The sequence below is a fragment of the Polaribacter vadi genome (assembly GCF_018861005.1).
Taxonomy (GTDB): domain Bacteria; phylum Bacteroidota; class Bacteroidia; order Flavobacteriales; family Flavobacteriaceae; genus Polaribacter; species Polaribacter vadi_A.
Genome location: NZ_JAHKQL010000015.1, coordinates 145471 through 168552, shown reverse-complemented (window position 1 = coordinate 168552; position 23082 = coordinate 145471). Strand labels below are relative to the sequence as shown.

The window sequence follows — 23082 nt, the reverse complement described above, 5'->3', positions numbered from 1 at the left end:
CCTTCACAACGCAACATAATGACTCCGTTATTATTGCATATATTTGAGTTAAAATAGATAACATTATAAGACTTTTTAAATGATCCTTTTATATTTAACCTTATGAACATCGATTTAATAAAAAAAACTTCTTTTTTTCTTTTTAAAGAAATATCTATACTAAAAAAAGTATTTGGCTTATTTATCTTTTTCTATGCAACATTTAGCACTTCTCAAACTAATGAAACTTATTTTAATGATTTAATTATTCAAGGTGCTCCTTTTAATAAAAAAGTAAATGTTTTGTTTGAAGATAGTATTGGGTATTTATGGATTGGAAGTAATAATGGTTTGTATAGATATGATGGTTACAATTTAGTAACGTATCAACAAGATGTTTTTAACCAAAATTCAATACCAAATAATAGTATTAACTCAATTATAGAAGATGACAACCAAGACCTTTGGATTGGTAGCGAAAGTTATTTAATCCATTTTAACAGAAAAGAAAATAAATTTAAAGGTTATAATAAAAACATAACAACAGAAATTTTACATAAGGATTCTAAAGGAAATGTTTTTGCTAATTTAAAAGGTATAGATTTAGTAAAAATAGAATCTAATAAAAATTTCAAGAAACTAAATAAACAAGTTGGCAAAGCATTAAAACCCCAATACCAAATAAATTCCTTTATAGAAGATGATTTTGGCAGATATTGGATTGGAACATCAAAAGGGCTCTTTGCAATTAATAGTGAAGGTATTTTTGTAAAAACTTCTTTAGAAAAAGAAATAATAGCTATTAAAGATTTTGGTAATAATAGATTTGTTGTGGCTACTACTCATGGCCTCTTTATTTTAAACTATAATAAAACTGATTATAACCTAGAAATATTAGAATCTTATCCAAATATTTCTAACTCTTTAAAAATACAGAATACTCAGTTAACATCTTTAGCAATTAGTCCTAATGATGAAGATTTGTGGATTGGAACCCAAAACGGATTAGTAAAAGCAATTAGACTTAACAATAGCTATAATTTTGTGAAATTTTCTAAAGAATCTGAAAATGGGAACTTAAAAAATAATTTTATTACTTCAATTGTTTTTGATACATATGGCAACCTTTGGATTGGATCTTTAAAAGGAATTAACAAATACCGTGTAAGAACTTCTATTTTTGAATATAATAAAATTGAAACTCCTTCTAAAATTGGCAATGATTTATCTAATAGTATATTATTTTATTCTTCTACTAATATTTTAGTAGGAATGAATAGTGGTATATACAGATATAACCCAAAAACTAAAGAATCGTTTAAATTAAATACACAAATTAAAAATGTTAATCACATATCTAAAAATTATAAAAAAGACAAACTTTTAATAGTTTCTGACAACGAACTGTATCAGTCTGAAACTTATAATCCTAAAAAAACACACCTTCAATTAACAAAAATAAAATCTTTTAAAAATAACATAACTGACATTGCGGTTATCAATAAAAATGAAATCTGGATAGGTCTTTGGAACAATGGTGTAGAGGTAATTAATACAGAAAATGAAATCTCTAAATTTAAAGAAGAAGTTATTGCCAAACTCTCTAAAAACCATACATCTGTATTTCTTTTAACAAAAGATCAAGTTTTATGGATAGGTACTAGAGGAGAAGGACTTTTTAAAGTAGATTTAAATAATGAGACTATTGAAGAATTTATTCCATCTAAAGAAAACGGATTAACATCTAACGCTATTTTAAGTTTACATGAAGATAAAAGCAACAACATTTGGATTGGAACAAGGAGTGGAGGTATTAATCAATATATTAAAGAAACAAATAGTTTTAAAAGCTTTAGTAAATTAAACGGTCTTACATCAAACACTATTTCATCAATAGAAGAAGATCATGAAGGCAATATTTGGCTTAGTACACAAGACGGATTGGTTCGCTTCGATTTAAAAAACGAAAAATTTATACCATTTAAAGTAGAAGATGGTATCAAAGAAAGTCAGTTTCTTTTTAATTCAAGTTCAGCCAACAAACTAAACAATACCTTATACTTTGGCTGTCCAGATGGCTTTTACACTGTACAAGCAAATAAATTTTCTCAAAAAAGCCTGTTACCTGCAACCGTAATTACCAGTTTTACCACTTTGGGTCCTACAAAAAGTAATACTACTAATTTAGATCTAAATACATCAAACCTTACAAATGTTAATTTAGAAAACCCAATTATATTACCTTATGATACAAATAACATTGTTGTAAATTTTTCTTCATTAGACCTTACCACTCCAAATAAAAATGAATTTGCTTACATGTTAGAAGGCCTAAATAATTACTGGGTTTATACTAACGCATCTAACAGAAACGCCAACTACAATGATCTTTCTTATGGCTCTTATACGTTTAAGGTTAAAAGCTCTAATAGTGATGGTGTATGGAACGAAATACCTACAGAATTATCTTTTAAAATAATGCCTCCAATATGGAAATCTACATGGGCTATAATAACCTATATCCTTATTAGTCTTATTCTATTTTTAGTAAGTGTTCTTTTAATTAGAAGGTGGTTTAGATTAAAAAACAACCTTGTTAAAGAAACAATTAGTAGAGAAAAAGATAACGAATTAAATAAAATGAAAATGACGTTTTTCACGGATATTTCTCACGAGCTAAGAACTCCATTATCATTAATCCTAGGAACTATTGAAAAAGTAGTAAAAGAAAAACAATTTACATTAAGTCCACTTACATCCCAACGAATTTATAACAATAGCTTAAGAATGCATAGGCTTATAAACCAAATAATGGATATTAGAAAATTTGATCAGGGTAAATTTAAGCTAAACATCTCTAAAAATGACATTGTAAAAGATATTAGCATTATTAAAAATGCTTTTAATGATTTTGCTAGAATCTACAATATTGAGTACAATCTTACCTCTGAAGAAGAAACTATAAAAGCTTGGTATGATGTAGATATATTAGAAAAAATTTTATTTAACCTATTATCTAATGCTTTTAAATATACCCAAGAAGGAGGGAAAATAAATATTTACACAAAATTAGTAAAAGAAGAAGAACAAGAGCAAGAACAAGAAATTATAAGTTTAAATCTTCCTAAAAGTAATTACATAAAATGTATTGTTAGAGATAATGGTGTTGGTATACCTGCAAAAGATTTAAAACATATTTTTGATAGATATTACCAAGCAACAAAACCTTATAGCAATCAAATTCCTGGTACAGGCATTGGTATGGAATTGGTGCAAAAATTGTTAGAAAGACACCATGGAACTATTATTGCAAAAAGTGAAGAAAATAAATTTACAGAATTTACTTTTTACTTACCTATTAGTAAAAAAAGATACGATAAAAAAGAAGTTTTAAAAACAAGTACTCCGTTATTAAAAAACTTTATTAAAAATTCAGAATTTCAAGTAATAGAAGAAGTATCATCAGAATTTGAAGAAAAATTAAACTCTAAAAACAACATAAAACCTAAAGTATTAATTGTTGATGATAATTCTGAATTAAGATTGATGTTAAAAGAAGAATTAGTCGAAGAATTTAACATTTTAGAAGCTTCTGATGGAAAAGAAGGATATGAAAAAATAATAAATGAAAACCCAAAACTAATAATTAGTGACATTATGATGCCTGTAGAAGATGGAATATCTATGTTAAAAAGATTAAAAAAGAACCCACAAATTAAAAACATTCCAATTTTTATGCTAACAGCAAAAAATTCTCCAGAGACAAAAATTGAATGCCTATCAATAGGGGCAGATGATTATATTGAAAAACCTTTTAGTATGGAATTTGTAAAATGGAAAGTAAAAAACACTTTAGTTTCTAGAAAACAACTTAAAACGGAATACAGTAAAGTAATTACAGCTGCTCCATCTGAGATTGAAATTGAATCTAATGATGAAAAATTTATAAAAAAACTGGTTAGTATTGTAGAAGAATCTATGGGAGATCATCTATTTAGCGTAGAATATCTTGCCTCTGAAGTGGGTATGAGTAGAGCAAATTTATATAGAAAACTAAAAGTTATTCTAAACGAAACACCTGTTAATTTTATTAAAAAAATAAGGTTAAAAAGAGCAGAACAACTTCTTAAAAAAAATAGCATGTATATTTCTGAAATAGCATATATGACTGGTTTTAATAATCAAAAATATTTTAGCAAATGCTTTAATAAAGAATATGGTATAAGCCCAACAGAATACATAAAACAACACAAAGAAACTATTAAAAATAACAACACAGACTAAAAGAATATAAAAAACACATTTTAAATGTATTTACAACAAGAGTTATATATTTAACATCAACAAAAGAGAAAGCCTAACAATAAAGACAAAACCGTCTTTTCGAGACATTTTAGCTCCTTTTTTGAAACAAAATGTAGCTATCCTTGCTACATTTTTTATATAGGTTTGTAAACAAAATTATCAAAAACAATAATTATGAAAGCAGGATTTGAAATGTGGGACTATTTAGTCTTCATTGCTTATGCCATTTTAATTTTAGGTGTAGGTTTATGGGTTTCTCGTGATAAAAAGGGACACCAAAAAAATGCAGAAGATTACTTTTTAGCAAGTAAATCTTTACCTTGGTGGGCTATTGGTACTTCCTTAATTGCAGCAAATATTTCTGCAGAACAGTTTATAGGGATGTCTGGTTCTGGGTTTGCATTGGGTATTGCAATTGCTTCTTACGAATGGATGGCTGCATTAACATTAATAATAGTAGGTAAATACTTTTTACCCATTTTTATAGAAAAGGGGTTATATACAATTCCTGAATTTGTAGAAAAACGTTTTTCTACTAACCTTAAAACAATTTTAGCCATATTTTGGTTATCACTTTATATTTTTGTAAACCTTACTTCTGTATTGTTTTTAGGTGGATTAGCTATCGAAACCATTATGGGTGTAGATATGGTATATGCAATTGTTGGTCTAGCACTTTTTGCAGCTGCGTACTCATTATATGGAGGTTTATCTGCAGTAGCTTGGACAGATGTTATACAAGTTGTATTCTTAGTATTAGGTGGTTTAATAACTACTTATTTGGCGCTAAATACAGTTTCTGGAGGAGAAGGAATGTTAGCTGGTTTTTCTAAAATTTGGGAAGCTGCACCAGAAAAATTTCATATGATTCTTGAAGAATCTAATGATAACTATATCAATTTACCTGGAATTTGGGTTTTAGTGGGTGGTTTATGGGTTGCAAATTTATATTATTGGGGTTTCAACCAATATATTATTCAAAGAACTTTAGCAGCTAAATCTTTAAAAGAATCTCAAAAAGGTATTTTATTAGCGGCATTTTTAAAATTAATTATTCCACTTATTGTTGTTGTTCCTGGTATTGCTGCTTATGTAATAGTAAATGACCCTTCAATTATGGCAAACTTAGGAGATGTAGGTCTATTAAACATTCCTTCTACAGAGCAAGCTGATAAAGCGTATCCTTGGTTATTACAATTTTTGCCTACTGGTCTAAAAGGTGTAGCTTTTGCTGCTTTAGCGGCTGCAATTGTTTCTTCTTTAGCTTCTATGTTGAATTCTACTTCTACCATTTTTACTATGGATATTTATAAACAATACATTAACAAAAATGCAGATGATAAAACAACTGTAAATGTTGGAAGAATTTCTGGAGCTATTGCTTTGTTAATTGCTGTTATTATTGCACCATTATTAAACGGATTAGATCAAGTTTTTCAATACATACAAGAGTTTACAGGTATGTTAAGTCCTGGTATTTTAGCCATCTTTTTATTAGGTTTATTTTGGAAAAAAACAACAAACAACGCTGCTATTTGGGGTGCTGTTTTATCTTTCCCAATCGCATTAGCTTTAAAGTTTATACCTATTGCAGGTTTAGAACCTTGGATGCATCAAATGGGAATAACCACTCTTTTAACCATGCTGATTATTATGTCATTAAGCCACATACAAAACAAAGGTAAAGATGACTCTAAAGGAATTGAAATTACTAAGAATTTATTTAAAACAACTCCATTATTCAATATTGGTTCTATAGTAATTTGTATTTTACTTTTAGTTCTTTATTGTTTATTCTGGTAAGAAAAAAACAAAGAATTAAAACATATTTAAAAGTGAGAGAATTTATTTAAATTTTCTCACTTTTTATATTCTTATAACCTCATTACCAAATTAATAAATATAAAACCCTTATTATAGAAATGATTTTTTTGGTGAAGAGGTGACTTATCTTTATAAAATTGAAAAAAGTTTAGTAACTTCAAATATATCTGCTATTGTTATATTAGGTAACGTAATGAGAGTACCATTGATGGAATTCTTTGATATTAAGATTTGATAAGTTTTAAAAATTATCATTATTATAAGTGATAAAACAAAGCAGAAAGAGATATTGTAGGCAACTGAAGACAATAAAAAAATAAATCCCATCTAACATATTGATAGTTAGATGGAATTATTTCGAGGTGTCTAGCGGATTCGAACCGCTGTACATGGTTTTGCAAACCATTGCCTAGCCACTCGGCCAAGACACCTTTTGTATTTAGGATTGCAAATTTACGCAAAATTACTTTTACTGCAAGTATTTTTTACTTTTTGATTCTCCAAGGTGGATTTATTCTATTTTCTCCACCAAAAAAAAGAACAATTTGGTTATTATCTAAATCTTTTAACCTTGCTTCTTTCCATAACCAAGTTTTATCATTTGGTAATTCATCAAAATGAATTCCTTTTTTGATAAATTCATTTACTTTATCATCTAAATCTTCACACTCAAAATAAACATAAACCCCTACTCCTTTTGGAAGCTCATCTACTTGATGAATTGAAAAAGTAGCATTACCATCAGGACAAACAAATCTTGCATAATTTGGCAATGATTTCACAATCAATTCTAACCCTAATTTTTGATAAAAACCAATAGCTTTATCAACATGTAAAGAAGGAACAGTAACTTGATTTAGATTCATAAAAGCATTATCTTTTTTTCGTTAAAATGATAACAACTTCTTCTACATTACCACCAATTGGCGGATTTATTTTTGCAACAGCTACTTTCGCTTTTTTTATCATTTGTATTTCTCTAAAAAATCGATCTAAAATTCGTTGCGCAACTTGTTCTAACAATTCAGAACGAATTGCCATTTCTTCTTTTACAATATGATTTAAATGCACATAATCTACAGTATCTGCTAAATTATCTGTCTTTGCTGATTTTTTTAAATCTGCTTTTACCTCTACATCAACTCTATACCAAGAACCAATTTTTGCTTCTTCTTCTAAACAACCGTGAAAAGCGTATAGTTTTATATTATTTACTTTAATTATTCCCATTATTATTTTATTCTTCTTGATTAGAAGCTGATTCTATTTTTTCCCACATTTTATCTGTATTTAATCTGAAGGATCCTAAATACTCAAAACTACATTGTTCTGGAGCTATGATCGATAAAAATGGTTCGTTGTTTTTGTTATTATACAAGTGATAATTTTCACCAAAAATAGGCTCGAAACTAAATTTTGCGTTATACACCAAATCATTGTATTGAAATTTTTGCATCAATTCTTCATATTGAGCTTTAACTTCATCAAACTTAGATTTGAATTGTTTATTTACTCTTTGAATTCCATCATTTTTCCAGCTTGCTGTATTTAAAGGTTTAATTACAGGCGAACTTGCTGATGTTCCATAAGGTTTTAAAGCGGCATCATATTGCTGACTTTCTTCATTAAAAACTACTAAATCTGGTTTTTTATCCTTCTTACTCATAATCCGAAATCTATCACTTATTAAACGGCTTCGTTAACTTCAATCCAATATCCATCTGAGTCTTGAAAGTAAAATTGCTGTATACCATCTTTACGAACATAATCTTTATTTGGTGTACCTGTCCAATCAGAATAATCAATTTTTAAATCATTTAAGTGATTTACAAACGATTCTATATTTGTTGTAGCCAAAGCAAAATGAACTGCTTTATTGGTTTTAACTTCTAAATTAGGACGTGGAATTAAGTGCAACTGTTTTCCATTATCTAATGCCAACCAACGTGTTTTAGAGTTAGAAGCAGTATTTTCTATTTCTTTAAGGTTAAATACTTTTTGATAAAATGCGATAGACTCATCAACATTTTTTACAGAAAGAGCGATATGATTGAATGTAAAAGTCTGCATATTTCATCCTAGTTTATAGAATAACAAAATTACGATAAAAAAACACAAAACTTAAATGTTCTAACTTGTGAAAAAATCAAAAACGTTGCTAATTGCACTTGTTTTGGTTTTATAAAATTCGGTGTAAGTACATCTTTCGCAAGTTACACTCGTAAATTTCTGATTCTGAATATCAAAAATTTTAGACAAAGTTCCTCCAGTTGCTCGCATTTGTCCTAATTTATAGGTTTTAGAATTGCATTTTGGGCAAGTATAATTTCTTATTTTATCGCTCATAGTGTTTGGTCTTTATTTATTAGTTGTTTAAACTCCATTTTTGTTACAAGATAGTTAATTGCAATACAATATTTTGCTTAATTTTGTTGCTTAATTTATTTAGAAAAATAGATGTCTGAAGAAAATAAATCGCTCAATTTTTTAGAGCATATTATAGAAGAAGATTTGGCTAATGGAATGCCAAAAGAAGATTTACGTTTTCGTTTTCCACCAGAACCTAATGGATATTTACACATTGGGCACACTAAAGCTATAGGAATTAGTTTTGGTTTGGGTGAAAAATACAATGCGCCTGTAAACTTACGTTTTGACGATACAAATCCGGCAAAAGAAGAGCAAGAATATGTAGATGCTATTAAAGAAGATATTTCTTGGTTAGGGTACAATTGGGCAAACGAATGTTATTCTTCAGATTATTTTCAGCAATTATATGACTGGGCAATTTTGTTGATAAAAGATGGTAAAGCCTATGTAGATTCGCAAACATCAGAAGAAATGCGAATTCAAAAAGGTACACCAACTGAACCAGGAACTAATAGTCCTTATAGAAATAGATCTGTTGAAGAAAACTTGGAATTATTTCAAGGGATGAAAGATGGTAAATTTAAAGAAGGTGAACATACTTTGCGTGCCAAAATTGATATGGCTGATGATAATATGTTGATGCGTGATCCTTTAATGTATAGAATTATGTACAAATCTCATCACAGAACTGGTAACAATTGGTGCATTTATCCAATGTACGATTGGACACATGGTGAGAGTGATTATATTGAACAAATATCACATTCTTTATGTTCTTTAGAGTTTAAACCTCATAGAAAATTATACAATTGGTTCAGAGATAATGTCTACGATTTTAGTAAGACTGATTATCCACATCCACCAAAACAACGTGAATTTTCTCGTTTAAACTTAAGTTATACTATAATGAGTAAACGTAAGTTACTTAAACTGGTAGAAGAAGATATTGTTTCTGGTTGGGATGATCCAAGAATGCCAACAATTTCTGGTCTAAGAAGACGTGGTTATACACCTGCTGCTATCAGAAGTTTTGTAGAAACTGTTGGAGTTTCTAAACGTGAGAATGTAATTGATGTTGCCCTTTTAGAGTTTAAAATTCGTGAAGATTTAAACAAAACTGCCAAAAGAGTAATGGCTGTTTTAGACCCTGTTAAAGTTGTAATCACCAATTATCCTGAAGGTGAAGAAGAACTTTTAGATGCAAGTTACAACGATTATGAAGAAGGATTTGGAAGTAGAGCTGTACCTTTTTCTAGAGAAATCTATATAGAAAGAGAAGATTTTAGAGAAGAAGCAAACAAGAAATTTTTCCGTTTAAAATTAGGAAAAGAAGTTCGTTTAAAAAACGCTTATTTTATTACTGCAAATAGTTGCACTAAAGATGAAAATGGAAATATAACTGAAATACAATGTACTTATGATCCGTTAACAAAATCTGGTAGTGGCACACCAGAAAGCATGCGTAAAGTAAAAGGTACTTTGCATTGGGTTTCTGTAAAACACGCTGTAAAAGCAGAAGTAAGGGCTTATGACAGATTGTTTTTAGATGAAGCACCAGATGCTCATAAAGACAAAGATTATATGGAGTTTATAAACCCAAATTCTTTAGAAATTATTGAAGCTCATTTAGAACCTAGTTTACAAAACGCGGAAATTGGAGAACGTTTTCAGTTTCAACGTTTGGGTTATTTTAATGTAGATGATGATTCTACAAAAGAAAACTTAGTTTTTAACAAAACTGTTGGGTTGCGAGATTCTTGGGCAAAAAAATAAAATAGTACATAAATAGTAAACAATAATAGGTCCTCATTTTTTATAATTTTGAGGACTTTTTAATTTATATAAAATGAAAAAAATAATCGTTTTAAGTTTGTTTATATTCGCTTCTTGTGGAAATAAGAAAGAAATAAAACAGGTAGCCGAAATTTCTTGTGGTCAATGTCAATTTGAATTAGATTCTGAAAGTGGATGTAGTTTAGCTGTAAGAGTTAATGACAAAGCGTATTTTGTAGACGGTTTTGGTATTGATGATTTTGGTGATGCTCACAATATAAATACTGGCTTTTGCAATGTGATACGTACTGGAAAAGTTTCTGGTACAATTGAGGGTGATAGGTTTTTAGCTTCTTCTATTGATGTTGCTGATTAGATTTTTGACACAAATTCACCGATAAAATTTAATTTTTAATCCAAAAGTTAATTCTTTTGATTTTATAATATATAAATATCTTTGTATATATGATATATATATTGTATATTTACACAATAACAACTTCCATAGGCTAAAATGAAAAAATTAATAGAAATAGATGACACTGTTCTTACGAAACTAAAAGTGTTATCTGCTTTTGAAGGATTAAGCGTAAAAGCCTTAATGGAAAAAGCTATTGAATTGTTTGTAAAATCTAAAGAAAAAGAACAATTAGATAGTTTAACCCAAGAACAAAAAGAAGATTTAGGACTTTTATTATTAATGCAACAAGCAGATAGAACTGACACAGTAAGTAGAGAAAACATCTTCAAATTACTGGAATAAAATGGAGGTAATCTACCTAAAAAGTTTAGAGAAAGATTTAAAAAAAATTAAAGATAAAAAGTTGCTCAAATCTCTAAAGAATATTTTTGTCAATCTTGAAGAAGCTAAATATATTTTTGATATTTCTAATGTTAAAAAACTTTCTGGTCATCCTGATGCTTACAGGGTTAGAGTTGGCGATTATAGATTAGGCATTTTCTATACTGACGAAACTATTACGATTGCTCGGTTTTTAAAAAGAAACGATATATATAAATTATTCCCTTAAAAACTTATGTACCAAAATTCCTTTTTCAGAATTGATCTTCATAAAATAAAACCCTGTTTTTAAGTTTTTTACATTTATAAAATTAGTTTTTTCTTTTTTAGAAATTAGTTTTTTTCCGTCAATTGAAAACACTTCAATTTTATGAACATTTAAACTATTCTTTATATCTAAAAATATTTTTTCTTTTACTGGATTTGGATAGATATTGATGTAATTTTTCAACTGAAAATTGTCTGTTGATAGTGACTCTTGACTCACTGTTACTGTTACATTTACTGAAGTTGAATTTCCATTGACATCTTCTACTGTAAAAACAATTGTGTTTTCTCCTAAATTATCTGTAGTAAAATTAGTTTTTGATAAGTTGTAAGACTCAATTCCACAATTATCAAAAGAACCATCATCTATATCAGAAACCTTTAAAGTTCCATTTCCTGTAGCATTTAATTTCAACTCAAAATCTTTTGTTTTGACTTCTGGGTTTGTTTCATCTTTTACAAATACGTTTTGATTTGTAGTAGAAATATTTCCATTGCCATCATCAAAACTCCATGTAATGGCATATTCTCCTTGTTCAGCATAAGTTAAAGCATCTTGTGTAGTTCCTAAAACTTCTCCACTTACTGCATCAATTGCTTTTGGAATTGCTATAACTATAATCTCACATTCTCCTGTAGCATCTGGAATTGTATTTATAATTGGTCCTAAATTATCTAAATAAAAAGACTGCGTTTCTTGAAGAAGAATAGTGTTATTTGCATCATCTTTAATATCACTATCAGCTTTAATTTTGAGATAAACACTTCCTAAATCGTCATTTGTTTTTGTGATAGTTAAGCGATATTCTTTATCGTTAATCTGTATCAGTTCTTGTTTTGTATAATTTTTTGATTGTGTTCCTACAAACTCAAAATCTGTCGTATTTACATTTTCTACAGGTTCATTAAATATAATTGTAAAAAATTGTTGATTAAGTTCTTCTTGCAGCTCTAAATTAGTAATTATTGGAGCAGTTTCATCAAAAGAAAATTCTAAAATATTTGATGCTAAATTTTGACTTCTTATTGCATCTTGTACTTGATTTTCTTTCATCATTATTGAGAAAACACCTTCTTCTACAGCAATTAATGTAAGTTTATAATTTTGATTATCTAGTTTAATAAATTCAGAAATTACTGCGTTTGTGAGTTCAAATCCTGCTGTAGAAAAATCTATAATTCCTTTTGAAAAATTTACATCAATTTGAATGCTATTTGTATTTATTTTTTTATCAGCATTTGAAGATAAAATTGTAATAATATTTATTGTATTAGTTTCTTTAGTAACATTTATAATATATTCTTTTGATACTGCTTCATCTTGAGAAACTACTGTATATGTTTTTGAAACTGTATAATCTATAGCTGAATTACCTGAAATTTGTTGTTGTATATCAATAAAGATTTTTGCGCCTTCAGAAACATTAAATACTGGTATTAAATTACTAATATCTGTAGTTTGGGATAAGACAAAATTAATTGTATTGTCAACTGTTGTTTTGGTAATTTCAGTAATATTCTCAAAAGAAAAATCTAACAATTCTGCTTGATTGTTTAACACTGGATTTGCCAAACTATAAGATTGAAAAACACCTCCTAAATTGCCATCAATTACAAAAGTTTCTTTTTTATCAACCTCAACTATCGCTTCATTTTGGCTGTCATAAATTTTAAATAAAATTTCTTTGTTATTAGAATTTGAAAAAACCGTTAAAAAAGCAACATATTTGTTTCTACTTTCTATATACTTAACATTAGCTACACCCCTAACCTCTCCTTCAATAAAAGCTGCAACTTTATCATTTTCGGAAGTTAGTAGATTTCCATTCACATTTAAAAAGGTTGTAAACGTCATGCTATGTTGAAAATCTATTGGGTTTACAGACCAATTTGGTTCTTGTGCATGCAAAGTATTAACTACAAAACTTGTCAAAAAAAACAGGATGACATTCAAGAAATTTCTTTTCATAATCGATAGTTTTTTAAGGATGATGTTCGCAAAGAATTTCCTGCAATATCTGTAATTGAATTATTTATATTTAGACTCACTCCAACTTGACCATTAAAATTTTCTATATTAGAAACTGTTAGAACATAACTACTGTCTGTTACTTTGTTAATGGTTATTTCTGCATCTGTAACACTAATAAAACTATCATTCAATACATTATTAACTGCCTCACTAAACACCACTTTAAACTCCAAATTATTGGCATTTGTAATAGTTTTTTGTGGTAAATTTCTTTGGATAGTAACTAAAAAAGGATTCTTTGTATCTAATACAAAGTCTAGTTTATTAGATGCTATATTTTCTTTAGCATCACTTTCTAAAAAAGTGTTTTCTAAAACTTTTATAGAAAATTCTCCTTGACTTAATGCTACTAAATTAAGTGAGTAAGTATTTTCATCAACTTTAATAATAGATTGTATTATAGCATTTGTTACCTCAAAATTATTTGAATTTATACTTGCTATACTTTCGCTTATGGTAAGCGTAATTTCTGTTAAATTTTTATTGATTAAAGTACTCGCTGTTGTAGATAAATTTACAATTACATTTGATATTGCATTTTCTAAAACAACATTTATTTGATATTCTTTTAAAACACTTTCATCTTCAGAAAGTACACTTAAAACAAAAGTATCTGAATAATTTTGAATTGTAACTCCAGGTTCTTGAAGCACTCTATTTACATATAATTTTGCACCAGTACTTAAGGTAAATTCTGCAATTAAATTGCTACTATCTGTGTTTGCTGGCAAAACAATATCAATCTTATCTTCTGAAATATTTATTGATTTTTCTACAACATCTTTAAAAGAAAAACTGATTATTTCTACCTCATTATTCAAAGCAGGATTTGCAATAGAAAAAGATTGAAAAATACTTCCTAAATTACCATCAATAGAAAACATAACCTTTTTATCGATATTAATTATTGCTTCATTTTCACTATCATACACTTTAAAACTAATTTCTTTACCACTTAAATTACCAAAAACAGTTAAAAAAGCAACGAATTTATCTCTACTTTCTACATAAATAACATTAGCTACTCCTCTTACTTCACCATCAATAAAAGCAGCAACTTTATCATTTTTAGATGTTAAAGTTTTACCATCAACATTTAAAAAATTGGTAAACGTCATAGTGTGTTGATAGTTGTTAGGATTTACACTCCAATTGGGTTCTTGTGCAAAAAAACTATCAACAATGAACACTAAAAAAGCAATCAATGCAAAATTTTTCATTTATTACTTTTTTATAATTTTCTTCATCACAAATTTCCCACTATTATCAGTAATTTTTATGAGATACACTCCAATTGACAAATCAGCTGTATTCACTTCAATTTTCTGATTGTTATTTACATTTTTGTTTAACAATTTAACACCAATAGTATTATAAATTTCTACTTTAGAAATGGTAATACTTTCGTTAGAAAAATCGATAATTATAGATTTTGTAAACGGATTTGGGTATAAAATTGTATTATCAAAAATCAACTCATTTAAAGAAAGTGCTTTTGCAGAAAGCTGAATAGGATTTTTTAAATCTCCTAATACCTCGTTATCAATAAATGTAAATTTTTTGTTGACATCTAACTCTCCTAAATCATTTGCTAATACAAATCTTAAATTTTCTGTTGATGAACTAAAAGCAGTTATAAAGCTTATTTTTTTATCATTTAATGTGATAATTTCAGAACTACCTCTCAATGTATTTTTATCATCATACACCAAAACTTTTGTAAAGTTTTCATCTGCAATTACCTCTGCAACTATACTCATTGTACTGCTGTATTTTGTAAACTGACTTACATCAACTTTTGCAGCATTTTTAGTTATTTTGGTTTGCGTTTTCGATAAAACATCTGCATCTGGGTAATTAAACACTTGTGATTGTGATGATTTTAACATATAACCTCTTCCAGATTGCAGATAATTTAAGGTTCCACTCCAACCTGAAGTTGCATCATAAATAGCAAAAGTAAATTGGTCTTTAATAACATCTCCATCAGTTGGCTCATAAAAAGCAAGTGCTTCTTGTAAACTTATATTTCTATGGATTGGATATGGCAACCAATTCCATTTTGGTGCTGGGTTAATTGAGGTTTCATCAATTCCAAAAATATTGATGTTAAAATTAGTAATATCTAATTCTGAGCCAAAAAGCTCCAAGTTATTCGCATTTTCTAAACGAATTTTATACATTTTTTCGGCAGTTAATTCATTAAAATCTCCAAACCAATCTCCATCTTCGTAAAATGCTTGCTGTCCTATATTTTTTATAATATCCTGATTTTCTAAAATTGAGCCTTCAAAAACATTTTTAAGATTATTAAAACTAGTGTCTTCGACAAAGAAAGAAGCCCAGGTCCAACCTTTATTTAAAGATAAATTTTGCTGAGTAATTACTGTTGATGAAAATATAGTAGGCGAAGATTTTGAGCCAATAATTTTATTCGTTTCAAAAGTTTCACTTTCTTTCCCATCAATAAAAGCATTTATAATTTTACCATTAATGGCATCCCAAATTTTAAAGGTTACTTCATTGTCATTTTGATTTTCATAGACTGTTAAGAATGCAAAATAACTATCGTAAGCAGCATCATAAGTTAAGTACGCTTCTCCTCTTGGTTCATCATTTATAAAAGCACCAACTTTTGTAAATGAATCTCTAGAAAAATTCTGATTGATTTGTATTCTACCAATCGCATTCATACTATTAGCATAATCTACTGGATTTACAGACCAATCTGGAGCTTCTGTTAATACACGTAAATTAAATTGTAAACGATCATTAAAACCAGAAGCTGTTTCTAAAAATAAATCTGCATCATAAGTACCCATTGCCAAATCTGCATCTACAGTAAACGTAATTTCTTTGCTTGAATCTGGATTTATAGAACCAGAAGTAACCTCTGCTTGCATCCAAATTGGTAATCCAGAAATAGTAAAAGGTTGATTGCTACCTCCAATATTTATAACATCCATCGTAAAACTAAAAGTTTCACCTACTGTTTTTTGGGCAACAATTTCTTTGGTTTGATCTTTGGTAAACCATTCCAATTCTTGTCTATTTACAAAAGCAGACCAAGTTACTGGTGATGCTTGTGAATTAAAGTGTGTATCAGACAATCTTGCTACTGTAAAATTGATAATTTCACCTTCAAACAAACTCCATTCTTCATCAGTTAAATTTGGGGTAATGATCATCTCATCACCATTAATAACTGTTGAAAAAGGAATGTTTGTAAACTTTAATTGTGGTTTTAATGGGGGTGAATCTTGCGAATACGATTGTAATGAGCCATCACTCAAAATCGCAAAAGTTGTTCCTTTTACTAAATTTGCTGCTAAATGATTGTAAGCAGGACCAGCAGTTGTGTTATTATCATCTTCATTAAAATCTAACTTCAATAATAAGCCTTCTTCGTTATTATCGATTTCAAAATAACGATCTCTATTTATTTGTTCTAAACTTCTAGCTGTATTCCAAAATCGGACTTCATCTAACAAACCTGTAAAATGATTATCTATAGTTTTTTCATTTGAAGCATCTTCAAATAAACGTGCACCAATTAAAATTTTATTTCCTGTAAAACCACCCACTTTAGTTGCTGGTATAGAAAGTTGTTCTTCACCATCAATATATGAATTTAAAGAACCACCCACTTTATGAACAAGAGCAATGTGCGTCCAATTGTTTGCAGATAAGCTTTTTGTGGTTAAGCTGTAACTTATATTTTCTGTAACCAATTCTAAATTACCATCAGTTTTTAGATTGATGGACCATTTGTTTCTAAAACCGTTGGTTAAGAGAGGTTCACTCTCATCTCCTTTTCCATTAGAAAAAATGGTCCCAGCACTTGTTTCGTTTGGTTTTATCCAAAAGGAAATCGTTTTATCTTCAAAATTAGATGGCTGGATAAATCCAACATTATCTAGGGTTAAATATTCATTGTCTTTAAATTCGTAGCCTGTGCCTTTTGGGAAAATTGCCCAATCTAAATTTACAATAGCATTTTTACGTTTTGCTTTGTCTAAACCAGTTTGTCCAAAACCTTCGTCTAACTTCCAATATCCTAGCAGGTTTACTTCTCTTCCTGTTAGTGTAATATCTTTTGCTAAGGTAGCTTGTGCAGGTGTAAATGGTTTAGACCATAAACGGATATCGTGAATATTTCCCTCTACATTTTCGCCTCCTATAAACATAGAACTACTTGTATTGATATCTAATTCTTGAGTAAGTGTTCGTTCTTCTAAAATTTCACCATTTTCAAATAGTAACAATTGAGGAAATGTTCCATTTTGATATACAAAAGAATAGAAATTATATTGTGAACTGTCTATTGGTTTATTAACATCAACTGTAGAAATCAATTCTCCACCCACACTAAATTCTAAATGATTTCCATCAACTTTAACATTGATTCCATTTTCTTGAGCTACTAAAAGCCCTGAACCTGTTGTTGCATTTTTATACCAAAACTGCAACGTAAATGATTCTTTAGCTAATCTTTGGTTTGGTAATTCTATTTGGTTTGTAGATCCATCTAAAAAAACGGATACATTATGATCTATTTCTTGTTGATTTTGTAAACCTGTAACTGTAATACTTGTGGTTGTTCTCTCAAAAACAGCTTCATTAAAGCGTAAAGAAACATCTTCACCAACATCTAAAATACCATCAGTAGGTTGTGGTGTACCAAATACTACAGGTGCATTTAAATTAATAGTTCCTGTAATTATTTCTGATAAGTTCGTAATATCATCAGCACAAAATGAAACTGCTCTTATTTCATATTCTCCATCTGCAATATTATTACCTACAATATCCCAATTATAAGTAAAATCGCTATCAGAAATATTGATTACTATTCCTTCAGCATCTCCTGCTTCATTTTTTAAGGCTTCAGAACCATAGTAGCTTGCTAGTTTATTCCAATTTGATGAACTTGTACTTCTGTATTGCAATTCTATTTTTTCAAAACCGTTAAAATCTAGATTAAAATCAGTAAAAATTACGGGTAATGTATTTGATGTTGTATTACCATCAATATCTACTGAAAAGGCTTCATTAGTATTAAAAATCCAATTTTCTTCGGGAGAAGAAAGATTTACATTAGAACACGATTTTTTAAATTCTACTGAAACATCAATAAAGTTTTCCTTTTGCTCTGCAGATGTTGCACATGGGCTGTATAAATAAATTCTAATATTTTCATATTCATAATCACTAGAACCAGATATTTTTTTTAGTTCTAGAGGAAATTCTATTGTTTCGTTAAATGGTAAAAATACATTTTGTCCATTAGCAGCGATATTGGTTGATAATCCATTTAAAGAAGTATTATCTACTTCAATAATAAATTGTAAATCAGATTGTGTTTGACTATTGTTATTTAGTAGCAATTTAAAAATAGCACTTTCATCTTCTGGAACATTTGAAATTAATTTATTTTCTACACTTATTTCAGAATCATAAACATTATTTGTACCATCAGAAAGTGGTAAACCTCCATTTCCAAGAGTAAAACCATCGCTCCCAAAAATATTTAAATTGTAAAAGTTAGAAATTTCAGCATCTTCGTGAGGACAGGATGTGGAACCTCCTCTTGTAATAAATACTGGTCCATTACCATCAAATAGATTTACAACATCTACACTTAATTCATTATCACTATCATTATCTTTTAAGGTGTAAGAAATTGTTGTTGTTGTTTCTCTAACATCTGTGTCTGTATCATCTTCAATATCATTAAATGTATTTGTCATATTTAATGATGCTCCTTGGTCATTTAAAAAGAAACCTGCTGCTGTTTGAAATTCGTCTTCTAAATCGATAACAGTTTGGTAATTATGTGTTACAATTGAAACAGAACTAACAGAATTGGTAAACTCTCCTAAACCTGCGTCAAAAGAACGATTAGCATAGAACTCTTTGTCTAATAAATCATTTAGAGTTTCGGTATTGTTTTCGTCTCTAAATTTATCTGTAATTACTTTTAAAATACCTTCTTTTACTGTTTCTCTATTTACTCTTGCATCATACTTTGCTTTTTCATTTGTTTGTATAATGTGTTTCCAAGAATTTGCTTGTGCTGTATAAAATTCAGGACTTCTTCTCTCATCTGGGTCTGCTAAATTTGGATTATTAGCTAAATCATTTAAACGAGGTATAAGGGTTTCTAAAATAAATTTTTGGGAATATGTAAAAAATGTATTTGTTGGTTGTTCTGCAATTAAATAGTTTTTATAAGAAGACACGTATAAATTATGTTCATTATCTTCTAAATCTAATACAGTGATTACTATATTTGGAATTTCTACACCATTTTTTCCTCTTGGTATATTTTCTGTAATATACATATCATCAAAAAGACCATAAAAAATATTTTTAGAATTCCCTACATATAAATCTCCTTCAGAACCCACAAATTCTGGACTATCGCTTGTTGAAAAAGTTTGGTTAAAAGTGTAGGTATTTCTTGTAACGCCTTCATCTAATTCCTCTACAGTTTTAGAAAAAGTGCCTGAAGTTTCTGCTACAACTTCTAATGTATTTGAAAAAATTCCAGCATCAAAACTAACATCTGGTCCAACAGAAATAAAATAACCTCCCCCAATTCCTTCAATATCACTATTTATTCTGCTTTCTTCATAACTTATAGTAGTACCTCTTTCTATTGACGCAAAACTATTTGAACCTGGTGGATCTCTTAAAATAAAATCTGGTGTTTCTGGTGCAGAAGTTACAAATGTTTTACCATCTGAAGACTTACCTCCTTTTATTATTCCTTGAGACTTAAAGTTTTCTATATTTTCAATAGTTACTGGATTATTACCCTCTATAATATATTGGATATTGATAGATTTTTGAAATCCGTCTGTTTTTGAAATATTAGGTATACCTGCTGCAAACGTGTAAATGTATTTACTATCTACATACCTAATATTTTCTGCATCTGATCTTGGAGCTGCAAGGTTATTTGTGATATTAAAAGCACCTTCTGTAAAATTTTCTTTTGTTTCAATTGGATTATTGACATCATCTAAATTGATATATTTTTGAATGACCTCAAAAACAATTTCATAGTTAAATTTTTGTTTATAAAAAGGTATGGCAAGATTACTAAAATTGTAAGTAGTGCCACCAATATTAAATTCGGTTTCATATTCTTGACTTACCAATAGTAAGGAAACATCAGAATTGTAGCGAAAACTTTTTTCGAAATGATATGGTTCTGAAGTAAATACTCTATTATCTTCTGATGTAAACTCGGAAGTTTTTTGAATAGTAGACTCTCTTAAATCAATAGTTTCTGTACTGTTCAAGATATTTAAAGAAGGATTACTTGATATACTTATTCCATTTTGTACTATATGATATTGAAAAGGGATAAGCTCTACTTTATACTCACCTGTTTCCGCATTTGTAGCAATAATTTTATCTAAAGCATTAGAGTTTATATCTCCTTTAAACGTAATATTTGCTGTACCTATATTATTTTTTGATGATAGAATTTCAATACTTTCGTTAGTCTCTCCCTCATTATTTATTACCTCGAATAAACCATCTGTACCAAAACCAATAGGCTTTTCAAATTCATTTTTACCTCCTACTACTCTACCAACTAAAGTTACCCTTGTATCATCTATAAAGTATTGCGTTTCTACTTGATCTTCAAAGAAAGAAAACGTTTCTGTTTCAGGAAAACGACCATTTAATTCAAACGTATGGCCATCTTTTTGCACCTCTACTTTATGATTTCCAATAGGCACACTAATTGTAAAATTACCATCATCATCAGATAAAACAGGTTGATTGTCTGCATCAAAAACAGGATTTCCATCAATAAAAACAGCAGCACCTTCTAATGGAATTATTGGATATTGTTGTAAAACACCACCTTCGTAAAAACCAGATTGGCTGTTAACACTTCCTCCAACATAATAATATTCGCCTTTATTGATAACTACGTCTCCTAATAAGTATTTATTATAGCCAAAATCTCTAAGATTTGTTGGAATTGTAGTTGCAATTGGATTAAAAACATCTTGTACATTGTATACTGCCCTTCCTCTAAACACAAATGAAGAAACATCTTTAAAATTTAGCTGATTTACTACAGATTCTTCTGTACCTAAAAATAAAGTTTGACTAGCAGGTTCAAATTTATGCACACCTAATGATGGTGTAATTACAAAAGATTCTCCTGTACCTTTATAACCAATACCAGAAATAATATAACTTCCGTTTCTATCTGTAACTCCAAAAACACCTAATTGACTTTGACTGGGTCTTATGCTAGAAAACTCAAAATCTCCAACAATTATAGCATCGTTTTTATTTTGTGTAAACCCTACTTTAGATAAATCGTATAAAAACTCTCCAAGAGCCTCGTCCATTCTTAAATAAATAGCCAAACCATTCTCACCACCAGCTAAATAGCGTCTGTAATCTCTTCGTATCTCATCATTACTTAAAACTCGGTTCCAGGCTCTAAATTCATCAATTTTAAAATTATTTCCTATAAATTTTAGATTGGTAATCGCTTCGTTATTCTCAGATTGAAAAACATAACCATTTTGAGGAAAAACACCTAGAAATCCGTTTTTAAGTTCTGGTGCAAGAGATTGCATATAAGTTATATACGCTGCATTTATTTCTCTTCCGTTGATAAAAAACCTAACTTCTTTATTATTTTCTAAAATTACAGAAACATGAACAAAATTATTTTCAGGTAAATCACTAACTTTTAACAAAATATCATCTCCTTCTGCATTTAACTCTCCAGAAGGAATAGAAGGTAAGGTTAAAAGTGAACCAGGAATACCATCTTTTAAAAAATTAATATTAAAAGTAACGTTAGCTATTACTGATGCTTCTATGGAATAATTGGTATTTGTAAGGTTCTCTGTAGTTGAAGTAAATTTTAAAACAGAAGATTCTAAACTAAAAAAATCGGTATTTTTATTTACCCAAAACTGCAGTGTTGTTTTAACTGAATCTATATTGCTAATGTTTTCAATTTCTGCAATAGTTTCTTGATTTTTAAAGCTTAAACTTGTTGCACTACTATTTTCTGCACCTATTGTTTCTGCAAAAACAGTTACGTCTTTAACTGGGCTACCACCTTCAAATGTTACGCCACCAGAAACTGTAGCAGTTGGGTTACGAAAACCAATACCTTGCACATAATTTGTATATAACTCACCTATACCTCCATTTGTAGCTACTCCATTTGCTCTTATTTGATAATCAAACAAAACACCACCTTCTACTTGAGTATCGTTAAACTCAAAAGTATTGCTTCCTAAAACCGCAATAAGTTCATAATCTGTTGCACTACCCAACACCCTTCTATAAACATCAAAACTTTTTATAGCATCTTGATTGTTGCCTACTTGCCATGTAATATTTACTTGATTTGTGTAGTATCCTTTAGAAACCTCAAATTTATCTCTAATAAAAGTTGGTGCTATAAATAAGACTCCATATGGAAAACCAAATGAAGCACTACCAATAACATCATTATTATTGGTTTGTATTGTTTTGTGAAGCATTGCTCCACCAATTTGCATTTGTATATTTATATTTTCTTCTGGTGAAGCACTAGTTGGCGCCTTATAATCTACAGCACTTGTACCTGTAAATAGTTTATGTTCACTTTCTTGTACTTGGGCTTTTGCATAATTAAAACACAACAGAAACCCTACTAAAATTAGTAGTCTTTTTTTCATAATAAATAATT

Annotated in this window: 14 protein-coding genes and 1 tRNA gene; 6 read left to right on the top strand and 9 right to left on the bottom strand. The window is 28.9% G+C overall.

Annotation, left to right across the window (positions count from 1 at the left end; genetic code table 11):
• The first annotated feature begins 102 nt into the window (after nucleotides 1–102).
• The gene (locus tag KO506_RS07695; RefSeq protein ID WP_215994313.1) at nucleotides 103–4263 is read left to right on the top strand and encodes a hybrid sensor histidine kinase/response regulator transcription factor; all 4161 of its coding nucleotides are present in this window, start codon (nucleotides 103–105) and stop codon (nucleotides 4261–4263) included.
• 195 nt (nucleotides 4264–4458) lie between these two features.
• Nucleotides 4459–6087, top strand: coding sequence for a sodium/sugar symporter (locus tag KO506_RS07690; RefSeq protein ID WP_215994312.1), 1629 nt, complete (start codon nucleotides 4459–4461; stop codon nucleotides 6085–6087).
• A gap of 381 nt (nucleotides 6088–6468) precedes the next feature.
• Here the strand turns inward: KO506_RS07690 and KO506_RS07685 are convergent.
• The 6 genes from KO506_RS07685 to KO506_RS07660 all read right to left on the bottom strand — a co-directional run bounded on the left by KO506_RS07685 (nucleotide 6469) and on the right by KO506_RS07660 (nucleotide 8454).
• Nucleotides 6469–6539 (bottom strand) — tRNA-Cys (locus tag KO506_RS07685).
• 54 nt (nucleotides 6540–6593) lie between these two features.
• Complete coding sequence (locus KO506_RS07680) at nucleotides 6594–6974, bottom strand: VOC family protein (RefSeq protein ID WP_215994311.1); 381 nt, start codon at nucleotides 6972–6974, stop codon at nucleotides 6594–6596.
• Between the two features lie 7 nt (nucleotides 6975–6981).
• Nucleotides 6982–7338, bottom strand: a complete 357-nt coding sequence (gene folB, locus KO506_RS07675) for a dihydroneopterin aldolase (protein WP_215994310.1) — start codon at nucleotides 7336–7338, stop codon at nucleotides 6982–6984.
• Nucleotides 7339–7345: 7 nt separating this feature from the next.
• Nucleotides 7346–7774 (bottom strand): DUF2452 domain-containing protein, encoded by a 429-nt coding sequence (locus tag KO506_RS07670; protein ID WP_215994309.1) that lies wholly within the window; start codon nucleotides 7772–7774, stop codon nucleotides 7346–7348.
• A gap of 20 nt (nucleotides 7775–7794) precedes the next feature.
• Complete coding sequence (locus tag KO506_RS07665; RefSeq protein WP_215994308.1) at nucleotides 7795–8178, bottom strand: VOC family protein; 384 nt, start codon at nucleotides 8176–8178, stop codon at nucleotides 7795–7797.
• A gap of 60 nt (nucleotides 8179–8238) precedes the next feature.
• The gene (locus KO506_RS07660; RefSeq protein ID WP_068362205.1) at nucleotides 8239–8454 is read right to left on the bottom strand and encodes a zinc ribbon domain-containing protein; all 216 of its coding nucleotides are present in this window, start codon (nucleotides 8452–8454) and stop codon (nucleotides 8239–8241) included.
• Nucleotides 8455–8565: 111 nt separating this feature from the next.
• On the opposite strand from KO506_RS07660, the gene KO506_RS07655 reads away from it, so the two are divergent.
• The 4 genes from KO506_RS07655 (at nucleotide 8566) to KO506_RS07640 (ending at nucleotide 11282) form a co-directional block, all read left to right on the top strand.
• Nucleotides 8566–10251: a glutamine--tRNA ligase/YqeY domain fusion protein gene (locus KO506_RS07655; RefSeq protein WP_215994307.1), complete on the top strand. Its 1686-nt coding sequence runs from the start codon at nucleotides 8566–8568 to the stop codon at nucleotides 10249–10251.
• A 73-nt stretch (nucleotides 10252–10324) separates the two neighbouring features.
• Entirely contained in the window at nucleotides 10325–10627 is a 303-nt protein-coding gene (locus tag KO506_RS07650) for a DUF6370 family protein (protein ID WP_215994306.1), read from the top strand.
• Nucleotides 10628–10765: 138 nt separating this feature from the next.
• On the top strand, nucleotides 10766–11014 hold the full coding sequence (locus tag KO506_RS07645) for a hypothetical protein (protein ID WP_215994305.1): 249 nt from the start codon (nucleotides 10766–10768) through the stop codon (nucleotides 11012–11014).
• A 1-nt stretch (nucleotide 11015) separates the two neighbouring features.
• A complete protein-coding gene (locus KO506_RS07640) occupies nucleotides 11016–11282 on the top strand; it encodes a type II toxin-antitoxin system RelE family toxin (protein ID WP_215994304.1) in 267 nt (88 codons plus the stop codon).
• Here the strand turns inward: KO506_RS07640 and KO506_RS07635 are convergent.
• Genes KO506_RS07635 through KO506_RS07625 form a run of 3 tightly spaced genes read right to left on the bottom strand, consistent with a single transcriptional unit; the run spans nucleotide 11271 to nucleotide 23071 of the window.
• Nucleotides 11271–13289, bottom strand: a complete 2019-nt coding sequence (locus tag KO506_RS07635) for a T9SS type A sorting domain-containing protein (protein WP_215994303.1) — start codon at nucleotides 13287–13289, stop codon at nucleotides 11271–11273. The genes KO506_RS07640 and KO506_RS07635 overlap by 12 nt on opposite strands.
• Nucleotides 13286–14572 carry a hypothetical protein gene (locus KO506_RS07630; RefSeq protein WP_215994302.1) on the bottom strand — a complete coding sequence of 429 codons (1287 nt, stop codon included), beginning with the start codon at nucleotides 14570–14572 and terminating at the stop codon, nucleotides 13286–13288. Before KO506_RS07630 ends, KO506_RS07635 begins: the two co-directional genes overlap by 4 nt.
• Before the next feature lie 3 nt (nucleotides 14573–14575).
• On the bottom strand, nucleotides 14576–23071 hold the full coding sequence (locus KO506_RS07625; protein ID WP_215994301.1) for a LamG-like jellyroll fold domain-containing protein: 8496 nt from the start codon (nucleotides 23069–23071) through the stop codon (nucleotides 14576–14578).
• Nucleotides 23072–23082: the final 11 nt, after the last annotated feature.